Annotated in this window: 17 protein-coding genes; 10 read left to right on the forward strand and 7 right to left on the reverse strand. The window is 45.7% G+C overall.

Annotated elements, in window-relative coordinates; all coding sequences use genetic code 11:
- Positions 1-28 precede the first annotated feature (28 nt).
- From argF to IX91_RS13030, 4 genes are all read left to right on the forward strand, one after another.
- Complete coding sequence (gene argF, locus IX91_RS13015; protein ID WP_004747254.1) at positions 29-1,033, forward strand: ornithine carbamoyltransferase; 1,005 nt, start codon at positions 29-31, stop codon at positions 1,031-1,033.
- A gap of 251 nt (positions 1,034-1,284) precedes the next feature.
- Complete coding sequence (pyrB, locus tag IX91_RS13020) at positions 1,285-2,214, forward strand: aspartate carbamoyltransferase (RefSeq protein WP_004747252.1); 930 nt, start codon at positions 1,285-1,287, stop codon at positions 2,212-2,214.
- A 14-nt stretch (positions 2,215-2,228) separates the two neighbouring features.
- Positions 2,229-2,690 (forward strand): aspartate carbamoyltransferase regulatory subunit, encoded by a 462-nt coding sequence (gene pyrI, locus IX91_RS13025; RefSeq protein WP_004747251.1) that lies wholly within the window; start codon positions 2,229-2,231, stop codon positions 2,688-2,690.
- 140 nt (positions 2,691-2,830) lie between these two features.
- Positions 2,831-3,220, forward strand: coding sequence for a RidA family protein (locus IX91_RS13030; protein WP_004747250.1), 390 nt, complete (start codon positions 2,831-2,833; stop codon positions 3,218-3,220).
- A gap of 62 nt (positions 3,221-3,282) precedes the next feature.
- On the opposite strand, the gene IX91_RS13035 is transcribed toward IX91_RS13030, so the two are convergent.
- Positions 3,283-3,474: a hypothetical protein gene (locus IX91_RS13035; protein ID WP_004747248.1), complete on the reverse strand. Its 192-nt coding sequence runs from the start codon at positions 3,472-3,474 to the stop codon at positions 3,283-3,285.
- 114 nt (positions 3,475-3,588) lie between these two features.
- Positions 3,589-4,521 carry a malate dehydrogenase gene (gene mdh / locus IX91_RS13040; protein WP_004747247.1) on the reverse strand — a complete coding sequence of 311 codons (933 nt, stop codon included), beginning with the start codon at positions 4,519-4,521 and terminating at the stop codon, positions 3,589-3,591.
- Between the two features lie 333 nt (positions 4,522-4,854).
- On the opposite strand from mdh, the gene argR reads away from it, so the two are divergent.
- From argR to IX91_RS13065, 5 genes are all read left to right on the forward strand, one after another.
- Entirely contained in the window at positions 4,855-5,325 is a 471-nt protein-coding gene (argR, locus tag IX91_RS13045) for a transcriptional regulator ArgR (RefSeq protein ID WP_004747246.1), read from the forward strand.
- Between the two features lie 330 nt (positions 5,326-5,655).
- The gene (locus IX91_RS13050; RefSeq protein WP_004747244.1) at positions 5,656-6,624 is read left to right on the forward strand and encodes a TAXI family TRAP transporter solute-binding subunit; all 969 of its coding nucleotides are present in this window, start codon (positions 5,656-5,658) and stop codon (positions 6,622-6,624) included.
- 237 nt (positions 6,625-6,861) lie between these two features.
- The gene (locus IX91_RS13055; RefSeq protein ID WP_004747242.1) at positions 6,862-9,441 is read left to right on the forward strand and encodes a TRAP transporter permease; all 2,580 of its coding nucleotides are present in this window, start codon (positions 6,862-6,864) and stop codon (positions 9,439-9,441) included.
- 101 nt (positions 9,442-9,542) lie between these two features.
- Positions 9,543-9,983 (forward strand): universal stress protein, encoded by a 441-nt coding sequence (locus IX91_RS13060; protein ID WP_004747240.1) that lies wholly within the window; start codon positions 9,543-9,545, stop codon positions 9,981-9,983.
- A 143-nt stretch (positions 9,984-10,126) separates the two neighbouring features.
- Complete coding sequence (locus IX91_RS13065; protein ID WP_004747238.1) at positions 10,127-10,519, forward strand: DUF2061 domain-containing protein; 393 nt, start codon at positions 10,127-10,129, stop codon at positions 10,517-10,519.
- Here IX91_RS13065 and IX91_RS13070 read toward each other — a convergent pair.
- Positions 10,516-11,319: a glycosyl hydrolase 2 galactose-binding domain-containing protein gene (locus IX91_RS13070; RefSeq protein WP_004747237.1), complete on the reverse strand. Its 804-nt coding sequence runs from the start codon at positions 11,317-11,319 to the stop codon at positions 10,516-10,518. The two genes, IX91_RS13065 and IX91_RS13070, sit on opposite strands and share 4 nt — an antisense overlap.
- A gap of 134 nt (positions 11,320-11,453) precedes the next feature.
- Positions 11,454-11,864, reverse strand: coding sequence for a ribonuclease E inhibitor RraB (gene rraB, locus IX91_RS13075; RefSeq protein ID WP_004747235.1), 411 nt, complete (start codon positions 11,862-11,864; stop codon positions 11,454-11,456).
- 566 nt (positions 11,865-12,430) lie between these two features.
- Here rraB and arcA point away from each other — a divergent pair.
- Entirely contained in the window at positions 12,431-13,651 is a 1,221-nt protein-coding gene (gene arcA / locus IX91_RS13080; protein ID WP_004747231.1) for an arginine deiminase, read from the forward strand.
- A 426-nt stretch (positions 13,652-14,077) separates the two neighbouring features.
- Here the strand turns inward: arcA and tldD are convergent, their stop codons facing one another.
- Genes tldD through IX91_RS13095 form a run of 3 tightly spaced genes read right to left on the reverse strand, consistent with a single transcriptional unit; the run spans position 14,078 to position 20,239 of the window.
- The gene (gene tldD, locus IX91_RS13085) at positions 14,078-15,523 is read right to left on the reverse strand and encodes a metalloprotease TldD (protein ID WP_004747229.1); all 1,446 of its coding nucleotides are present in this window, start codon (positions 15,521-15,523) and stop codon (positions 14,078-14,080) included.
- Between the two features lie 9 nt (positions 15,524-15,532).
- Positions 15,533-16,351 (reverse strand): carbon-nitrogen hydrolase family protein, encoded by an 819-nt coding sequence (locus IX91_RS13090; protein ID WP_004747227.1) that lies wholly within the window; start codon positions 16,349-16,351, stop codon positions 15,533-15,535.
- Positions 16,352-16,363: 12 nt separating this feature from the next.
- Positions 16,364-20,239: a YhdP family protein gene (locus IX91_RS13095; protein ID WP_004747226.1), complete on the reverse strand. Its 3,876-nt coding sequence runs from the start codon at positions 20,237-20,239 to the stop codon at positions 16,364-16,366.
- Between the last annotated feature and the right edge of the window lie 6 nt (positions 20,240-20,245).

Consider the following 20,245-nt stretch of genomic DNA (forward strand, 5'->3'; position numbering starts at 1 on the left):
TAATGAATGAACATTCAAGGACTGGAGCATGGCCTTTAATCTACGTAACCGAAACTTCCTTAAGCTACTCGATTTCTCCCCTAAAGAGATCCAGTTTTTACTCGATCTATCGGCTGACTTAAAAAAGGCCAAATACGCTGGGACTGAGCAAAAGAAACTGGTCGGCAAAAACATCGCTTTGATCTTCGAGAAAGCCTCTACACGTACGCGCTGTGCTTTTGAGGTCGCGGCATTTGATCAAGGTGCACAGGTCTCTTATATCGGCCCATCGGGTTCTCAGATCGGACATAAAGAGTCAATGAAAGACACTGCGCGTGTATTAGGTCGTATGTACGATGGAATAGAGTATCGCGGCTTCGGCCAGCCAATCGTTGAAGAACTTGGCGCTCATGCAGGCGTACCCGTATGGAATGGCCTCACTGATGAATTCCACCCAACTCAGATCCTAGCGGATTTCCTCACTATGCTTGAGCACGGTCGTGGCAAGCAACTGCATGAGATTAAATTCGCCTACTTAGGTGATGCGCGCAATAACATGGGCAACTCCTTGTTAGTTGGCGCCGCTAAGATGGGAATGGACATTCGCCTCGTCGCACCGAAAGATTTCTGGCCAGAGCAAGAGTTGGTTGTCACCTGCCAAGAGATTGCCCAGCATACTGGCGCTAAAATCACTCTTACTGAAAATGTCGAAGAAGGCGTCAAAGGTTGTGATTACCTCTATACCGATGTTTGGGTCTCAATGGGCGAAGCGCCGGAAGCTTGGGATGAGCGTGTCGCCAAAATGACCCCTTATCAAGTCAACATGGATGTGATTGCAAAGACAGGTAACCCTCAAGTGAAATTCATGCACTGCTTACCTGCCTTCCACAATGACGAGACCGTCATAGGTAAACAGGTCGCGGATAAATACGGCATGAATGGCTTAGAAGTTAGCGAAGAGGTGTTTGAGTCAGAGCACTCTATTGTTTTCGATGAGGCAGAGAATCGTATGCATACGATTAAAGCTGTGATGGTTGCCACACTTGGTGCTTAAGAGGCCGAGCTAAACGACACTAAAACCCTCGATGTAATCGCTTGCGTTAACAAATCTTCAGCGTATAATGCTCGGCAATTTGTCTGGAGGTAGTAAAAACAATGCCACGTAATTCGTGCTCTACAAAGCGTCTTACACTGGGTAAGCCAACGTGCTTATCTGGGCTGTTTTTTTCTATTTCCACCGATTTCTAAAGCCTCCCGTAATGGGGGGCTTTTTTGTGCCTAAAATTCATGACTGGGAAGATGATTATGACAAACACGCTTTATAACAAGCATATTATCTCAATTCCTGAGCTTTCTCGTGAAGAGCTGGAATTGATTGTCAAAACGGCGGGAGAATTAAAAGCAAATCCGCAGCCAGAGCTGATTAAAAACAAGGTCGTTGCAAGCTGCTTCTTTGAGCCATCTACCCGTACCCGTTTATCTTTCGAAACTGCGATTCAACGCATCGGTGGTGATGTGATTGGCTTCGACAACGGCGGCAACACTTCTCTGGCGAAGAAAGGGGAAACGCTCGCAGACTCAGTACAAGTTATCTCATCTTATGTTGATGCATTTGTAATGCGCCACCCTCAAGAAGGTGCTGCTCGACTGGCATCTGAGTTCTCTAATGGTGTGCCAGTAATCAATGGTGGCGATGGCGCTAACCAGCACCCAACCCAAACGCTACTCGACTTATTCTCTATCGCAGAAACGCAAGGTCGTCTTGATAACCTCAATGTTGCTTTCGTTGGTGACCTGAAATATGGCCGCACTGTTCACTCTCTGACTCAGGCGTTGGCGAAATTTAATAATGTTCGCTTCTTCTTTATCGCGCCAGAAGCACTCGCAATGCCAGATTACATTTGTGAAGAGCTAGATGAGTCTGGTATCGAATACAGCCTACACACGGATATGGAGAGTGTGATTCCACAACTAGACGTACTGTATATGACTCGCGTCCAAAAAGAGCGCTTCGACGAATCTGAGTATGCGCATATTAAGTCTGCGTACATTCTAAATGCCGCTCTACTAAAAGATGCGCGTGAGAACTTGAAAGTCCTTCACCCACTACCACGTGTTGACGAAATTACGGTTGATGTCGATAAAACACCACACGCTTACTACTTTGAACAAGCAGAGAATGGCGTTTATGCACGTCAAGCTCTACTCGCCCTTGTCCTAAACGAAACACTGTAATCGAGGTAATCACTATGACTAAAGAAACTCAATTGCAGGTTGAAGCAATTAAAAACGGCACTGTTATCGACCACATCCCTGCACAGATTGGTATCAAGGTGCTTAAGCTGTTCTCAATGCATAAATCGCAGCAGCGTGTCACTGTTGGTCTGAACCTGCCTTCATCAGCACTGGGACACAAAGATCTACTTAAGATTGAAAACGTGTTTATTAGCGAAGAGCAAGCGAGCAAACTAGCCCTGTATGCCCCGCATGCAACGGTCAATCAGATCGAAGATTACCAAGTGGTAAAGAAACTGCCTCTTGAGTTACCAGAGCAAGTTAACAACGTGTTTGAATGTCCAAACACCAACTGTATTACTCACGGTGAGCCGGTAGAAAGCAGCTTTAAGGTGTTTGAGAAGAAAGAAGATATTCGTTTGAAATGTAAATACTGCGAGAAAGTCTTCTCACGTGAAATCGTCACTGAGCGTTAAACTAACTCGAGTTACTCAATAAGCATAAATTAACTCTCCTCGCTCGATTCGGGCGAGGATTTTTACTTTACCCAACCGCTATTTCGCGGCACACTGAATCCCCTAAATTCTGTTCACCCCTTAATAGATGGAACATAATAATGACTAAAGTACTTCACACAGAATCAGCTCCAGCAGCAATCGGCCCATACGTACAAGGTGTTGACCTAGGCAACATGGTACTGACTTCTGGCCAAATCCCAGTAAACCCAGCTACTGGTGAAGTATCTGCAGATATCGCAGAGCAAGCACGTCAATCTCTAGACAACGTGAAAGCAGTCGTAGAAGCGTCTGGCCTGTCTGTTACAGATATCGTAAAAATGACGGTTTTCGTTAAAGACCTAAACGACTTCGGTACTGTAAACGAAGTTTACGGCAAATTCTTTGATGAGCACAATGTGGCAAACTACCCAGCACGTTCATGTGTTGAAGTCGCTCGTCTACCTAAAGATGTGGGTATCGAAATCGAAGCGATTGCAGTACGCAAATAAGCTTTCGCTATAGATTGAAAAAGCGAGCTGACTAGCTCGCTTTTTTGATGGTGCTTTCAGCGCTAGTAGTACTTGTCGCACCCCTGATGAAGTTGAGGGTCTTCCATCAAATCCTTGATATCTACCTCGAATTTTTGGTGAGAATTCCGCTCTTCAATCACCACGGCTCCATGTTCCTGATCGACTTCAAGAACAGTTCCGATCCCTTGCTGACACTCAACCAGCATGCCTTTCTCGATTTGACTGATCTCCATTGCGCACTCCTTGGCTAGAATCTATTGCCTCTCATTAAGTGTACATCTCGATGGGCAAAAAGGATCAAAAAAGCCGACTTAGAAAAGTCGGCTTTCAATTAAGCTTGGGTTTGATTATTTAACGAAATCAACACCTGTTTGGATATCACCATTCAGTGTTTCTAGCATGCCATCGAGTGCAGACTTTTCAAAGTCACTTAGCTCACCGTAGCTTAGTACTTCTTCAACACCTTCTTTACCTAGCTTCACTGGCTGAGCGAAGAATGGTGCGTGCTCACCGTCACCTTCAACGTAAGCGTACTCAATCACGTCTTCACCTTGAAGTGCTTTAACAAGAGCAAGACCGAAACGACAAGCCGCTTGGCCCATAGATAGTGTTGCACTACCACCGCCAGCTTTCGCTTCAACAACTTCAGTGCCCGCGTTTTGAATACGCTTAGTCAGTGCTGCAACTTCTTCATCAGTGAACTCAACACCTTCAACTTGAGAAAGTAGAGGCAGGATAGTTACACCCGAGTGACCACCGATAACAGGAACGCGAACGTCACCTGGATCTTTGTCTTTTAGGTCAGCAACGAAAGTTTCAGAACGGATAACGTCTAGAGTGGTTACACCGAATAAACGACGCTTGTCATAAACACCTGCTTGCTTAAGAACTTCAGCAGCAATTGGCACAGTCGTGTTTACAGGGTTAGTGATGATTCCTACTAGCGCTTTAGGACATACATCGGCAATTCTTTGCGCAAGAGATTTAACGATACCCGCATTCACATTGAACAGATCAGCACGATCCATACCTGGTTTACGAGCAACACCCGCAGAGATAAGCACAACGTCAGCACCTTCTAGTGCCGGTGTTGGATCTTCACCTGCGTAACCTTTGATTGATACTGGCGTTGGGATGTGGCTTAGATCAGCAGCAACACCTGGAGTCACAGGTGCGATGTCATACAGTGCTAGATCTGAACCAGCTGGAAGACGGTTTTTTAGTAAAAGGGCTAGGGCTTGACCGATGCCACCAGCGGCACCAATAACGGCTACTTTCATCGTAGTTCTCCTTGAGACGATTCTCTTATATATGTTTTGTAGAGCAATTTGTAATCAACTAGGTCAAACTATAGTAATCACAACCTGATTACAATCAATTAACGTCAGCTTTGCGACCTTGCGCAATCCGACAAAAACGTGCCACACACAAGGGCGCCATTATGATCTCCTTCGCCAGTAATGACAAAGGTTTAAGCAAGATTTCTGTCAATAATTTCTGCCAAATTTACAGTGATATGCTAGACAGAAATCAGGCTTCACATTGGCACTATTTGCATAGCTATGCGAGAATATTCACTTGCTTTTTATAAAAACCAACATAGAAAGAGAACCATGCGCCATTCTGAAAAACAAGATAACCTCGTTCGCGCTTTCAAAGCCCTGCTAAAAGAAGAACGTTTTGGCTCCCAAGGCGATATTGTGGAAGCTCTTAAAAACGAAGGGTTTGAGAACATCAACCAATCGAAAGTATCACGCATGCTGACCAAGTTCGGTGCGGTACGTACTCGCAACGCAAAAATGGAGATGGTTTACTGTCTTCCTGCTGAGTTGGGCGTGCCAACTGTTTCGAGCTCACTTCGTGAACTTGTTTTAGACATCGACCACAACAACGCGTTAGTCGTGATTCATACCGGTCCAGGTGCCGCGCAGCTAATTGCACGCCTGCTTGACTCATTGGGTAAAGCGGAAGGTATTTTAGGTGTGGTTGCCGGTGACGATACCATCTTCATCACCCCTACTCTGTCTATCACTACTGAGCAGCTATTTGCCTCGGTTTGTGACCTATTTGAGTACACAGGTTAGTTTCATATAAACGCCAGAATACAAATCACGCCGCCAAATTCGCGGCGTGATTGAGATCACATCTTAAAAAAATCATACCTTAGTTAACCACTCAATATAACCCAATGATTTTAAAGGACTTTAACCTCGAAATATTCCAGATACATTAGGTTAATATTCAGGCATATTGTCTATATTCTTTAACATCCGTGTAATTATGTGCCAATTTTTTGCTATTATTCAGCCACTTTTTCAACATACGGATTGAAAAAGATGCCGTTTCCAGTAATAGGAAACGCCCAAAGCAACTACACTTGCTAGGGGTTAATAATGAATAAGGAAGGGAAATTCATGGCATTGAACAAACTTATTAAAGTTGGTGCGATTGCAGCTGCTGTAATGGGCGCTGGCGCAGTTAACGCTCAAGAGTTCATCACTATTGGTACTGGTTCTGTAACAGGTGTTTACTACCCAACTGGTGGTGCAATTTGTAAGCTAGTTAACAAAGGCCGTAAAGAACACAATATTCGTTGTTCTGTAGAGTCGACTGGTGGTTCGATCTACAACGTGAACACTATCCGTGCAGGTGAACTAGACTTCGGTATCGTTCAGTCTGACTGGCAGTACCACGGTTACAACGGTACAAGTAAGTTTGCTGAGCAAGGCCCGTACAAAAAGCTACGTGCAGTGTTCTCTCTACACACAGAACCGTTCAACATCATCGCGCGCAGCGACGCTGGTATTGAAAACGTTTCTGACCTAAAAGGTAAACGTGTAAATATCGGTAACCCAGGTTCTGGTGACCGTGCAACAATGGGTGTTGTGATGGAAGCTATGGGTTGGACGAACGACGACTTCAAACTGGCTTCTGAGCTGAAAGGTTCTGAGCGTTCACAAGCACTTTGTGATAACAAGATTGATGCGTTTGTTTACGTAGTTGGCCATCCGAATGGATCTATCAAAGAAGCAACAACTTCATGTGATGCGAAGCTAGTTTCTGCAACTGGTGCGAAGATCGATGAAATCGTTGCTAACAACCCTTACTACGCATACAGCACAGTACCTGCGGGCATGTACCGCGGTACAGACAAAGACGTAAACAGCTTTGGTGTTGCAGCAACTATGGTAACAACTACAGACGTTTCTGACGAAGTTGCTTACAACGTTGCTAAATCTGTATTTGAAAACTTCGACACGTTCAAGCGCCTACACCCTGCGTTTGCAAACTTGAAGAAAGAAGACATGGTGAAAGCTGGTCTTTCTATCCCTCTACACCCAGGTGCAGAGAAGTACTACAAAGAGATCGGCCTACTTAAGTAAGTTAATTAAGTAAGCGCTCTTTACCAAGGAGGCTGATGCCTCCTTGGTTCGTAGTCGCAGCGACTAAACCGCTGCATTCAAATTTTGAGTTTCACACTCTTGAAACTCACCCTCGTTTTATACCTAAGAAAACCACACAACTGAGCAATATTTCATCTTTTCGCTACACTAAAAGATGCTAAATAAAGGTTCTCATAATCATAAATATACGGACCATTTATAATAAGGATTAAGTACATGTCGAAGACAACAGCTCCGTCTCAAGATGTGCAAGAAATGGTAGCTCAATCCGATACAGGTGCACGTGCCCCGCTAGGGCTTTCTGGTCGCATCTTATGGTTTGTGCCGCTATGTTGGTCACTGTTCCAACTTTGGTACGCATCCCCTCTGCCGTTCATTTTTAATTTTGGCGTACTCAACGATACTGAAGCGCGTTCAATTCACCTGATGTTTGCGGTGTTCCTTGCGTTTACAGCGTACCCTGCGATGAAAACCTCTCCTAGAGATCGCATTCCAGCTATAGATTGGTTGCTTGCTTTGGCAGGTAGTTTTTCTGCTGCTTATATCTATATTTTCTATACCGAGCTTGCGGGTCGTTCTGGCGCCCCAACAACGCTCGATATTGTTGTTGCCGTAATAGGCATGGTGTTACTCCTTGAAGCGACGCGTCGTGCGCTCGGTCCACCGTTAATGGTTGTTGCTGCAGTCTTCCTACTGTACACCTTTGGCGGTCCATACATGCCAGACGTAATTGCCCACAAAGGTGCTAGCCTTAACAAGGCGATGTCTCACCTGTGGCTAACTACAGAAGGTGTCTTCGGTGTTGCACTAGGCGTATCAACCTCATTTGTTTTCTTGTTTGTACTCTTTGGTGCCATGCTAGAGCGTGCAGGTGCGGGTGCTTACTTTATTAAAGTAGCGTTCTCGCTTCTTGGACATATGAAAGGTGGCCCTGCGAAAGCTGCCGTTGTTGCATCTGGCCTATCAGGGCTCGTGTCAGGCTCATCAATCGCTAACGTTGTAACGACGGGTACGTTCACTATTCCCCTAATGAAACGCGTTGGTTTCCCGGGAACGAAAGCAGGCGCGGTAGAAGTTGCCGCTTCAACCAACGGTCAGCTAACGCCACCTATCATGGGCGCAGCCGCTTTCCTTATGGTGGAATATGTCGGTATCTCGTATGTCGAGGTCATTAAGGCTGCGATTCTTCCAGCTCTAATCTCGTACATCGCTCTGATCTACATTGTTCACTTAGAAGCATGTAAAGCAGGGATGACTGGTCTTCCTCGTCGTCATAACCCAACACTGCTTGCTAGCTTACTTTCATTTACAGGCACCATTCTTGGCCTGTGCGTGATCAGTGCCGTGGTTTACTACGGTGTCGGCTGGACTAAAGACGTATTCGGTGACGCAGCTACTCCAATTGTGACTGTTGCCTTGCTGTTAGCTTATGTTGGCCTAGTCAATATCTCTGCTAGGTACGCCAAAGAGGGCGCAATTGAAATTGATGCAGAATTGACTGAAGTGCCAGATCCAGGTCCAACGATTAAGTCGGGCTTACACTACCTACTGCCAATTGTGGTTCTCGTTTGGTGTTTGACAGTAGAGCGCTTCTCTCCTGGCCTATCTGCTTTCTGGGCAACAGTATTCATGATCTTTATCTTGATCACTCAACGCCCTCTAATGGCAGTCATGTCTAAGCAAGGTTCTATTGCCGAGCAAACGAAAGAAGGCTTTGTTGATCTGCTAGAAAGCCTTGTCTCAGGCGCACGTAACATGATCGGTATCGGTGTCGCGACGGCTGCGGCAGGTACAGTTGTTGGTGTTGTGACGCTAACGGGTATCGGCTTGGTGATGACGGACTTCGTCGAGTTTATCTCTGGCGGTAACATCATTCTAATGCTTCTGTTCACAGCCGTGATCAGTCTTATCTTGGGTATGGGTCTACCTACAACAGCGAACTATATTGTTGTATCGACTCTAATGGCTCCAGTTATCGTCACCCTAGGTGCGCAAAGTGGTTTGATCATCCCGCTCATTGCCGTTCACCTATTTGTGTTCTACTTCGGTATCCTTGCGGATGATACGCCGCCAGTAGGTCTTGCTGCCTTTGCGGCTGCGGCTATTGCTAAGTCCGATCCGATCCGAACCGGTATTCAGGGCTTTACCTACGATATTCGAACCGCGATCTTGCCATTCATGTTCATCTTCAATACTCAGCTCTTGCTGATGGGTATCGATTCATGGTGGCATTTGTTGCTCACGATCATATCTTCCGTGATTGCAATGCTGATATTCTCTGCTGCAACACAAGGCTGGTGGTTTACTAAGAACAAATGGTGGGAGACTGTCCTACTACTTGCTTTGACCTTTACCTTCTTCCGCCCTGGTTTCTGGTGGGATCAAATCTACCCTGCCAAGGTACTTTACCCGGGAACCGAGATCGCACAGATCACTGAAGGACTCAAAGTCGGTGAAGAGATTGAGCTGCTTGTTGCCGGTGAAAACCTAGAAGGTGATTACATCTCTAAAACGGTTCGCCTACCATTTGAAGATAAAGCATCAACAGCCGAAGATCGTATTGCTTCGATGGGCCTAATGCTAAACAATGCCAATGGCCGTATGTTGGTCGACATGGTTGAATTTGGTAGCCCTGCAGAGTCAGCCGGTGTTGATTTTGACTGGGAGATTCGTTCAGTCGTTGTTGAAGCGGATCGACCAATGAAAGAGTGGGTGTTTGTCCCAGCTCTACTCATCTTAATTGGCCTTGGTCTCAACCAGAAACGACGAGCTCGAAAGGAACAGATGAGCGCGTAACTTAGTCAGCCCTGCATTGTATGTGGGGCTACACTTAAACTAAGGATGCATTAACATCGCCTGTTGTCTGTAGCAACAGGTGACGAAATAGAGAAATAACAATGTATAAGCAAATTCTTGTTCCAGTCGATCTCAATGACAAAGGTTTCTCAGATAAAGCGGTCGAGTTAGCCGTTTGGCATGCTAAGCACTCCAATGCTGAAGTACACTTACTTAATGTGCTGCCTGGCATTCATATGTCGATGGTCGCAACCTATTTCCCAAAAGACGCGGCGCTAAAAATGAAAGCCGATGTCGAAAGTCAATTGAAAGACTTTGCGGTTAAGCATATCGATGAAGATGTGGTGTACAAAGTTCATGTTGCGGAAGGTAAACCTTACTCAACCATTTTAGACTTCGCCGAAAAACTAGGCGCGGATCTAATTGTGATGCCAAGCCATAAGCGCTCTAAGATTGATAAAGTCGTACTTGGTTCGGTTGCCAGTAAAGTGGTACAGAATTCACCGATTAATGTTTTGGTCGTCAAGCCGCAAGGCTCATAAAATAGTAAACTTAACAAAAAGGCGCTCGATGAGCGCCTTTTTAATAGGTATTGACTATTAATTGTATTGAAACAAGCCATTTCACTTAGTGCGAATAATTCTCAATAATAACCCTATCGCAAGACATTACACGGGTTATCAAGATGAAGAAAACAATCACATTCGCAACCATTCACTTTACGATTGCATTTACAGTCGCCTACTTACTGACTGGTGATATTCTGATTGGTAGTCTTATCGCTATGATTGAACCGTCAGTCAACACAGTCGCTTTCTACATCCATGAGCGCGTGTGGTCAAAGAGTAAGTTACTGTCCAATTTATCTCGCTCGGCAAAAATCAAAACCACTAGCTTTGCCATTGTTCACTTCAGTGTCGCGTTTGGTGTGGTTTATCTGATGACTGGCGATGCGTTTGTCGGCGGCATCATGGCAGCCATCGAGCCTTCAATTAATACCGTTGCCTACTATTTTCACGAAAAAGTTTGGCTACGCAAGCAGCAGGATACTCAACACTGGGGATGTGCTCACGCTTAAAGCGGATAGTGAGACACACACATATCTTTACTTAGCCCAATGTGAAAACGTTGGGTTTGACCATCGAGAGTCACCTCAAGCAAGTACAAGTCTTCGAGCTTAGGGTTTTCGTTATCGGCATAGATAGGCGCTTCAATCTGAAACAGTGCACTTGCATGAGTGTCTCGCACATCAATAGGTAGGTGGTAAGTCATACCATTAAACTTGACCGATGCGGAAACCAAGCCGGGAGTGTATGTCTTGTAGTGCAGATCGACCAAAAACTCACAGCCACCACCATGGTGCCAAATTTGCTCAGTGGTCACGTGCTCTAGGCGGACATTGCGAATGAACTGAAGACGCGGAGTATGCCAGATGCCTAGACGCTCATCATGCTTGTGATATTCGGGCGTGCCAAGTTGGCAAAGTTCTTGGCCCTCTTCTTCACCGAGTAACCAATCTTCTTCTTCCTGTAGAAAGAGAACTTCAAAACGATTTCGCCCCATCTGCAGATATGGGCGGATATCTTTCTTGTATTCAGATTGAGTTTGATCGCAGTCGAAGACCGCAACACCGTTAATACGAACTTCAGCGTGATAATCGACACCAGACATGATCAGATCAACGGATGGAAAAGCCAGCATGGCTTCATCGACCTCAATGTCATGCATGAGGTGCCATTCTTGTGCAACAATGTCAGATTCAGATAAAGAATCAGGCAGTACCTGACTTAGCGGTGCAGGAAAAGTAATATCATCCTGAGGGATAGATAAATCGGTCAAAGGTGACACTTGCCAAAGGCCTGCAAGGGAGAGTTCCATATATCTAAATCTTGTCCTAGATCAAAGTTGCCTGATTATAATGCCAACTCGACAAGAAAAGATATAAGTCGTTTAAGACAAAATAAAAATACCAGCCGATTGGCTGGTATTTAAAAACGGATTAAAAGACGAGATTACTCTTCGTCATCTTCTTCTGGGTATAGGGCATCTTCACCTTCATAGTAGGTGCCCCAACCGTCATAAATAATGTCGAACTTTTCAGCAAGGTGGACAAGCTTTTCAACTTGAGCGTCAATTGCTTCAGGGTTCAAAGCAGACTCCATCGTTGCATCACAGCAAAGTAGCTTTTTGCCGTCTTCATCTTCTGTCTCTTCTGCTTCAAGTACTTCGAAACCCATCTTGAAGGCTTCAACAACGGCTTTCTCTAGCGTGTTAAAATCTTCAGCAAACAGATGGTGCTCAATTTCGTACAGCGCATCTGGATCACTGCCGTCTTCTAATAAGGCTTGGATGATTTCGCGAGTCTCTTCCTTTTGAATCTCAATTAACTCTTCAACAGACAGATATTCATCTTCGTGAGACATATTTTGTGCTCCAGATAGTGACAAAGTTGATCATAATTTACCGCGACGAAATATCGCATGGATCCAAGCAAATTACTACCCAGAATGTAGTTCGATCCTGATCTTTCTTTGGCACTTCAGCTTAGATCAAGTCAGATCCGCAGCTCAAGTAGAGAAATTAACAATTTTTTATCATGGGAACGATTCAGCATTTTCTCTCAATTGATACATCTTCTCTTTAATCAAGGTAAATGCGTTTTTATCTTTAGACGGTGCATAGAGCCCTAAAGAGGGTAAATGCATAAAACCCTTACTAACCTCGACCAAAGCACTAAAATTCTGCATAGCTATGCTCTCGATGACCAAAAATGGGCAAATGAGCAGTAAAAACTGACCGCATAGCAACGCAACTTAGCTAGCAGTCATTGATAAATATAAAATAGTAAACACGTTCACCAAAAATAAATTTATTGGAACTTTATTTTGAATATCAACCAACATACAGACAAGTCGACCAATTAATCAACTTGCATCTTTATAACAAACTTGTCATAAATACGCTCTGGAACTAATTGTAAGGATACAAAATGAGTAAGTTGTATGTAGGCTCAGAAGTTGGTCAACTAAGACGTGTACTATTAAATCGTCCAGAGCGAGCACTCACCCACTTAACCCCATCGAACTGTCATGAACTTTTGTTTGACGATGTGTTAGCGGTTGAAGCCGCGGGTGAAGAGCACGACAAGTTTGCCGAAACCTTACGTAGCCAAGACGTCGAAGTTCTGTTACTTCACGACCTACTTGTTGAAACTCTTGCTGTTGATGAAGCGAAAACTTGGCTCCTTAACACCCAGATTTCAGATTTCCGTTACGGCCCGACCTTTGCCAAAGACCTACGTCATTATCTGTCTGAAATGGACAACGAGCACCTAGCAACCGTATTGCTTGGCGGTTTGGCGTATTCAGAGCTGCCGATTCAATCATCGTCAATGCTGCCACGTATGCATCGACCATTAGATTTCGTGATTGAGCCTCTTCCTAACCACCTGTTTACCCGCGACACATCTTGTTGGGTATATGGTGGTGTGTCACTCAACCCAATGATGAAACCTGCTCGTCAGCGAGAAACTAACCATTTGCGCGCTATCTACCGTTGGCACCCAGTATTTGCAGGCCAAGATTTCATTAAGTACTTCGGTGATGAAGACCTACACTACGACAACGCCAATATTGAGGGCGGTGACGTGCTGGTTATTGGTAAAGGCGCAGTGCTAGTCGGTATGTCGGAACGTACTACAGCACAAGGTGTCGAGAACCTAGCCGCTAGCCTGTTTAAACATGGTCAAGCTAAGCAAGTTATCGCTATCGAATTGCCTAAGCACCGTTCATGCATGCACTTAGACACCGTTATGACCCATATGGATATTGATACCTTCTCCGTTTATCCAGAGATCATGCGTAAAGACCTCAACACTTGGCGTCTGACTCCGAAAGATGACGGCGATATGAAAGTTGAGAAAGTACCAAGCTTCATCCATGCAATTGAAGAAGCATTGGGCTTGGATTACCTTAAGATCATTACCACAGGCGGTGACAGCTACGAAGCTGAGCGTGAGCAATGGAATGATGCCAACAACGTATTAACCGTGAAACCAGGCGTTGTAATTGGTTATGAACGTAACGTCTACACCAACGAAAAGTATGATAAAGCGGGCATCAAGGTACTTACCATTCCAGGTAATGAACTCGGCCGCGGCCGTGGTGGCGCTCGTTGTATGAGTTGTCCGATTGAAAGAGATGGCATCTAGGGAAGCTGGATTCGGGAACGGGCGAAGCCCTACGGAGAGCTAGAGAGCTAGAGAGCTAGAGAGCTAGAGAGCTAGAGAGCTAGAGAAACTTTAAAGGGTTGGTACTGTTTACCAACCCTTTTATTTTCAATCGATTACAGTGTCATCCCCGAGAGTGAGGGACGAGCGAGTTGGGGATCTCTTGCAGTGAGTCGAGAAGCTGTTGAGATTCCCTACTCACTCCTTCGTCGTTCTATGGAATGACGGATAACTAGATAACTAGATAACTAGATAACTAGATAACTAGATAACTAGCATTTACTAACTGCGCTGAAAATCAACGCTAGCTTTGTCAAAGGGCATCACTAACGCGCTTTCTAGAAGCGAAGCGCTCCATAGGGCGTAGCCCGTTCCCGTTTTCCATAGCAAAGCGTTCCCTTCCTTCCCCTATTCCGTACCACCGACGGTGATAGAATCTAGCTTGAGCGTTGGCTGACCAACACCGACAGGGACGCTCTGGCCTGCTTTACCACATACTCCGACACCGCGGTCAATGCTGAGATCATTACCGACCATAGAGACTTGCTGCATGGCTTCAATACCAGAGCCAATCAGTGTCGCACCTTTTACTGGACGAGTGATTTTGCCGTCTTCAATTAAGTAAGCTTCAGAAGCTGAGAACACAAACTTACCTGAAGTAATGTCAACCTGACCACCGCCGAAGTTTGGCGCATACAGGCCTTTCTTTACCGTTGAGATGATCTCTTCTGGCGTGTGCTGACCTGGCAACATGTAGGTGTTAGTCATACGCGGCATAGGTAAATGCGCGTAAGACTCGCGGCGACCATTACCGGTTGGGTTCACGCCCATCAAACGGGCATTGAGCTTGTCCTGCATGTAACCTTTGAGTACACCATTTTCAATCAAGGTGTTGTATTGACCATTCACGCCTTCATCATCAACGTTTAACGAACCACGCAGATCTTTCAATGTACCGTCATCAACAATAGTACAAAGCTCAGACGTTACTTTCTCGCCGACCTTGCCACTAAATACCGAAGACTCTTTACGGTTAAAGTCACCTTCAAGGCCGTGACCAACTGCTTCATGCAGCAATACACCCGGCCAACCAGAGCCGAGCACCACAGGCATCATGCCAGCAGGTGCGGCGTCTGCTTCTAGGTTAACTAACGCCATGCGGATCGCTTCGTCTGCGTAGTGGTAGGCAACCTTAGCGCCCTGTTCTTCAGTGAGGAAAAAGTCGTAACCAAATCGACCACCGCCACCAGAGCTGCCACGTTCACGACGGTCACCTTTTTGAGCAAGCACGCTAATTGACAAGCGCACAAGTGGGCGCACATCGCCAGCGTAAGTGCCATCAGTTGCTGCAACCAGCATTTGCTCATGTACACCACTTAAGCTGATGGAAACTTCTTTGATCATTGGTTCCTTGGTACGAATATACGCATCAAGCTCTTTAAGCAATTGAGTTTTTTGCTCTTTCTCCCAGCTCTCTAGTGGGTTAGCAGTATCATAGTAACTTTGATTATCGCTACGCTTGAACGCCTGTACTTGATCGTTCTGACCTTGTTGGGCGATACCGCGAGCAGCAATAGCGCTTTGGGTCAAACCTTCAAGTTGGATTTGGTCTGAATAGGCAAAGCCGGTTTTCTCGCCAGTGACAGCACGAACACCGACACCGCGATCAATGTTGAAAGAGCCATCTTTAATAATGCTATCTTCTAGCACTAGAGATTCATGCCAGCTCGATTGGAAATAGATATCAGCGTAATCAATTTGGCGAGTCGCAATACTCGCTAACGTATCAGCAATATCTTGTTCACTAAGTCCGGCTGGCTTTAGCAACGCATCTTCTACATAGTTTATTGTCATACTTTGCTCTTAATTTTGTAACTGGTTGCTGAATCGAGCATGCTGACCCACTGGCATCGCAGCTCTCAATTCTTGTACTTGGCTGAGGTCGATTTCGACCAATAAATTACTTGCTTGATCGGCAAGACTCGCGATCACTTCTCCCCATGGAGAAATAACCATAGAATGCCCCCACGTTTCTCTGCCGCAGGGATGAGTCCCGACTTGGTTAACGGCTATCAGCCAAGATTGAGTTTCAATCGCACGGGCCCGGAGTAAGGTTTCCCAATGCGCCTTGCCCGTCACCGCTGTAAAAGCGGCAGGTACGAGTATCACGTTAGCGCCTAAACGAGCTAACTCACTATACAAACTTGGAAAACGTACATCATAGCAGATACTCAAGCCAATATGGGCGAATGGTGCAGGATAAGAAACCACGCTCGAGCCCGGAGTAAAGGTTTCTGACTCTCGATAGCGTTTGTGACCGTCTGCGACATCAACATCAAACATATGCAGCTTGTCATACTCAGCCACTAACTTGCCTTCGGGCGAATAAAGCAAGCTGGTTGTCGTAACGCCTTGTTCTCGCTGAATAGGCAGGCTACCGATAACCAACCAAACCGTATTCTCTCGCGCAATCTCTGATAGTGCAGCTTGCAAATCACCGTCACCTATCGGCTCAGCATTTTGGTGATAGTCCTGACGATTGCCGAACACTAAAGCGTTTTCAGGCGTAACGACAAACTTTGCTCCCTGCTTGGCCAAGCTTGCCACTTGTTGACGAATATAGGCCAAATTCTCGCTCGGATTTGGCCCAGAGGTCATTTGAATTATTCCCACTCGTTCCATGAGCCTTATTCCTTACTTAGTCGATTCGCGTAAAGATTCCGGGAGTTTAAACTCCCCTTTACTGCGTGAGAGTTCTTTAACCACAGGTGAATCAAGCGGTCCTTTTACTTCGTAGTTAACCTGAGTAAAGACTTCTACCACTGGAGAAATCACCGTAGTAATTGCCAACACATACAGCGCGGTTTGCGGGGTGACCGCAAAGGCGGTTAATACCGGAATACCAGAGGTAATATCTGGCGTAAACTTCACTTCTGCATCAACAGTACGAGAGTTAAGGTTAGCTAGCCCTTTGATATTCATCTCACCGGCAACCGCATCCATCTTGATATCGTTAGTTAAGAAAATACCATTACGGATTGAGCCACTACCTGTAATTGAATTAAACGCCATCCCTTTATCAAATACGTCACTGAAATCGAGCTGCATCTTACGGATAATCGAATCTAGGCTAAAGATCCCAAGCAAGCGCGCTGCACCGCTGACATCAGAAATCATCCCCTTACCTAGCTTAGTCGACACTTCACCATTGAGCGTATCTACCTTGCCAGACCACGGAGAGCCATCCCATTCAAGCTCAGTACTGATTTCAAACGGGGCTCGTTGAATACCTGATGTAATACCGAAACGTTCCATTACATCACTGTTATTTTCACCGGACATTTCAACATCGAATTTAGTGTGGCTTTCGGTTTCATTCATCCGCCACCAGCCTTTCATATCGACTTTGTTTGCACCGCTCTCAAATGTCAGCTTCTTCCATTCCAACTTCTCGCCCTGACGTTGTAAATCAAGATGAGTTTTACCTACTTTATATCCTTGTAGCCAAAAGTCATTGATCGCTAAAGTGATATTTGGAATTTGCTCATGGAAAGTCCGCTCAAAATGGCTGATCAGAGGCGCGTCGTTGTTTTCCGGCTCAAACATGCCCTTGTCTTTGTATTCTTTATCTAGCGCGGGAATGTAGACGTGTAAACGCTCTAAAGAAACCGATAAGTCATAAGGCTCAATGTAGCTGGCTTCACCTTTTGCTTCTTGGCTATCTAAGCTCATATACCAGCCGAGCCCTTTACGCTTGGCACTAAAATCGACATCGTTCCAGTCTATCGTACCGAGAGTGAGCTCTTTAGCATCAAGGTCGACTCGGGTTGGCAATGGGATCTGTGGGGTATTCATCTGCGCGACAAGGGCTTCAGAAGGCCCTTCTTCAACAGCGAAACGTTCGAACCACTGATCCAAGTCGAGATCATCAACCACCACTTTTGCCTGATGACCAGCTACTGGGCTGATCTTAAAGCTGCCTTTTCCTAGTAATAAATAAGTATCAGTTAAGACAGGGACATCAGGTCGAATATCTATTTCGGTTTGATATTTAAAGTTCGGCAGCTGCAATCGGGCTGTAATGCTTTCTTGGTTCCCGGAGGCTTCAAGGCGAGCCCTACCAGGGGCACCTGCCGATTTATTTAGCGGTGCGGGGAAGTCACTCGCCAAATACTTGAGATCTGCTTCAGTATTGATTTGATAGGTGAATCCAACATCGTTGAGCTGAATGTCCACATCCATACTCCACGGAGCGTGACCATTCAGTGGTTCAAGCCATTGCTTACCTAAATAGGGAACCAGAGGTTCAACTTCCCAATCACCAACAACATCAATCGCAACACCATAGCCTTGGTCGATATTTTCACCTTGGAAATCGATCGACACAGGTTGGTTAAGCAGTCCAGCGGACAAGCCCGCAGCACTGACAACATCATTATCAAATTCAACTCGACCTGAGACTTTCTCTAGTGTCATTGGCGGAGCATCAATAGTGACATGGTTGTCCTTAAGATCCGCATATCCCCACGCACGTGCTTCTTTGTCTTCGCTAAATGGAATATTAAGCTGGAAGCTGGACTCAACTCGTCCATCGACTTGCACTGCCGTCAGAGCAGCACCAACAGAATCAACCAAAGGAGAGGCTGTCATGTAGTCACGCACCGCATTACCTTGTGCGACTGCCTGCGCTTCAATTTCAATATGCCCGCCTTCAGCTAACTCTGGAATACGACCAGTGATTCGCTTGGCTTTCACATCCATCAGGGTCGCGCTACGCGAATCAAGATGCATGGCATCATTTTGGAACAGCAGATCCAGTTGCAGGTCTGTGATCGGAGGCCAAGCGGTATCAAAGCTAAACTTCGCCTGCTTTAAACCTACCCAAGCTTGGAACATACCGTCGTTCTTATGGTAAGGAAAATCGCCTAACTCGCCATACCAAAGCAGTTTCGCCGTATTCACCTTACCACCTTGAATAGCAGTACTTAGGTAGTCGGTTAGATCACGGCCGAGCGCCAAGGTTGGTAAGTAACGCCAAGTTTCAGCGGCATTATATAAATCGGCTTCTGCGTAAAAGGATAAAAATGGGCTTTGGTCTTTAGGGAAGTCTAACTTAAAAGCGCCCAAGACTTGCAAGTCGGGAGTCGCTGCGGTGACTTTATCTGCCCACAAGCTCCAACCTGATTCACTATTTTGCCAAACAATATCTACTTGGCCTTGCTTGATATTAAGTGGCGCTTGGAATACATCGCCATAAGGAAGCACATCGTCAATTAAGGTTACTTTGGCTTTGGCTTGTTGCAAATCGCCAGACACAGAAGCCGATAAATGATTTAGACCGGGTAGAAGCTCCCATTGCGTCATCGAGGCACTGGAAAGCTGTGCCGAGTATTTGAGACTTTCTAGACCATCCCCCATAGATACTCTGACATCTTCAATCGAACCACCAATAGCGAGCGTTTTAAGGAAATCTGTCGTTGGTTTGGAATTTGGCGCTAACTTAACTAAAGGCGTAATCGCGGCAATGTCGAGTTGCGAAACATTTAAACGCCATTCATCAGGTTGCCAGTCAAAGGCGATATCAAGATCAGGCCATTTAGTCTCATCAGTCGTAAAGCTTAGTGAGTGAGCATTTACTTGCCAACCATTTTTATAAGGCTCTAGCTCAACAACACCTGAATCTAGCCATAACTCGTGCTGTTGCCCCTCCTGCCAACTTAGCTCTGAAGAATCAAACTCCAAGTAGGCGCTGGTAGGTTGGCTATGCTTTAACGTTAACCAGCTACTGAAGCTGATTTGGCCTTTATCTATACCCGATTCAGTTTTTATAAACTTAGTCAGCCAAGGCGTAATCAGGACGTTTTGCACTGAGAGATAAAACTCACCGCTCACTTCTTTTAGCGAGCCGTGATCAATAAAGTTCGCTTTGACTTGCGCCGAATTCAAGTTGCTATGGGCAAGACTAACTTCACCATCTGCAAGGTGATGGCGACCGTTGTTTTGCCAACGTAACTTTTTAATATCGAGTTCGCGGTTGGTGCCATCAATACCTAAGAAATGTATTTTCGACTCCGCTAAAGAAAAACCATCAAGCTGACGCAGTAACAGCTGATCAAGCTGCTGCATTACATCCTTCTGATCACCCTGAGGCTGAAGCTTAGGGGTTTCATCACTGCCGGTATTGATCCACTCAACCGATGAAATATCTAGATTGAGCTGGTAAATATTGAGATCCGCAACGACGGGCTGTTGTTGCAGCAAAGATTGAATAAGGTCGAGCTCAACTTCAACTTTATCGGCTGAAAAATGGATGCCACTGCTTGCAGGCGTCTTGGCTTTTACCTGTTGCAGTGAAAGTGAGGGGTGTGTATTGCGCCAAAAGCCCTTTATTTCAGCAACCTCAAATTCAAGCCCTGTCCCTTGGTTAATCCAACTTTGGATTTGAGGCTGAAAGTGGTTGAGTTGAGGTAGCGCGATACGCATCGCCGTTACCGCAATGGCCAGAATGACCAAAGCAGTAACGGTGAGCCAAAGTAGTAATCGAATAAGCCGAGTCGCTGTTGAAATCACAAACAA

This window comes from Vibrio tubiashii ATCC 19109 (assembly GCF_000772105.1).
Lineage (GTDB): Bacteria > Pseudomonadota > Gammaproteobacteria > Enterobacterales > Vibrionaceae > Vibrio > Vibrio tubiashii.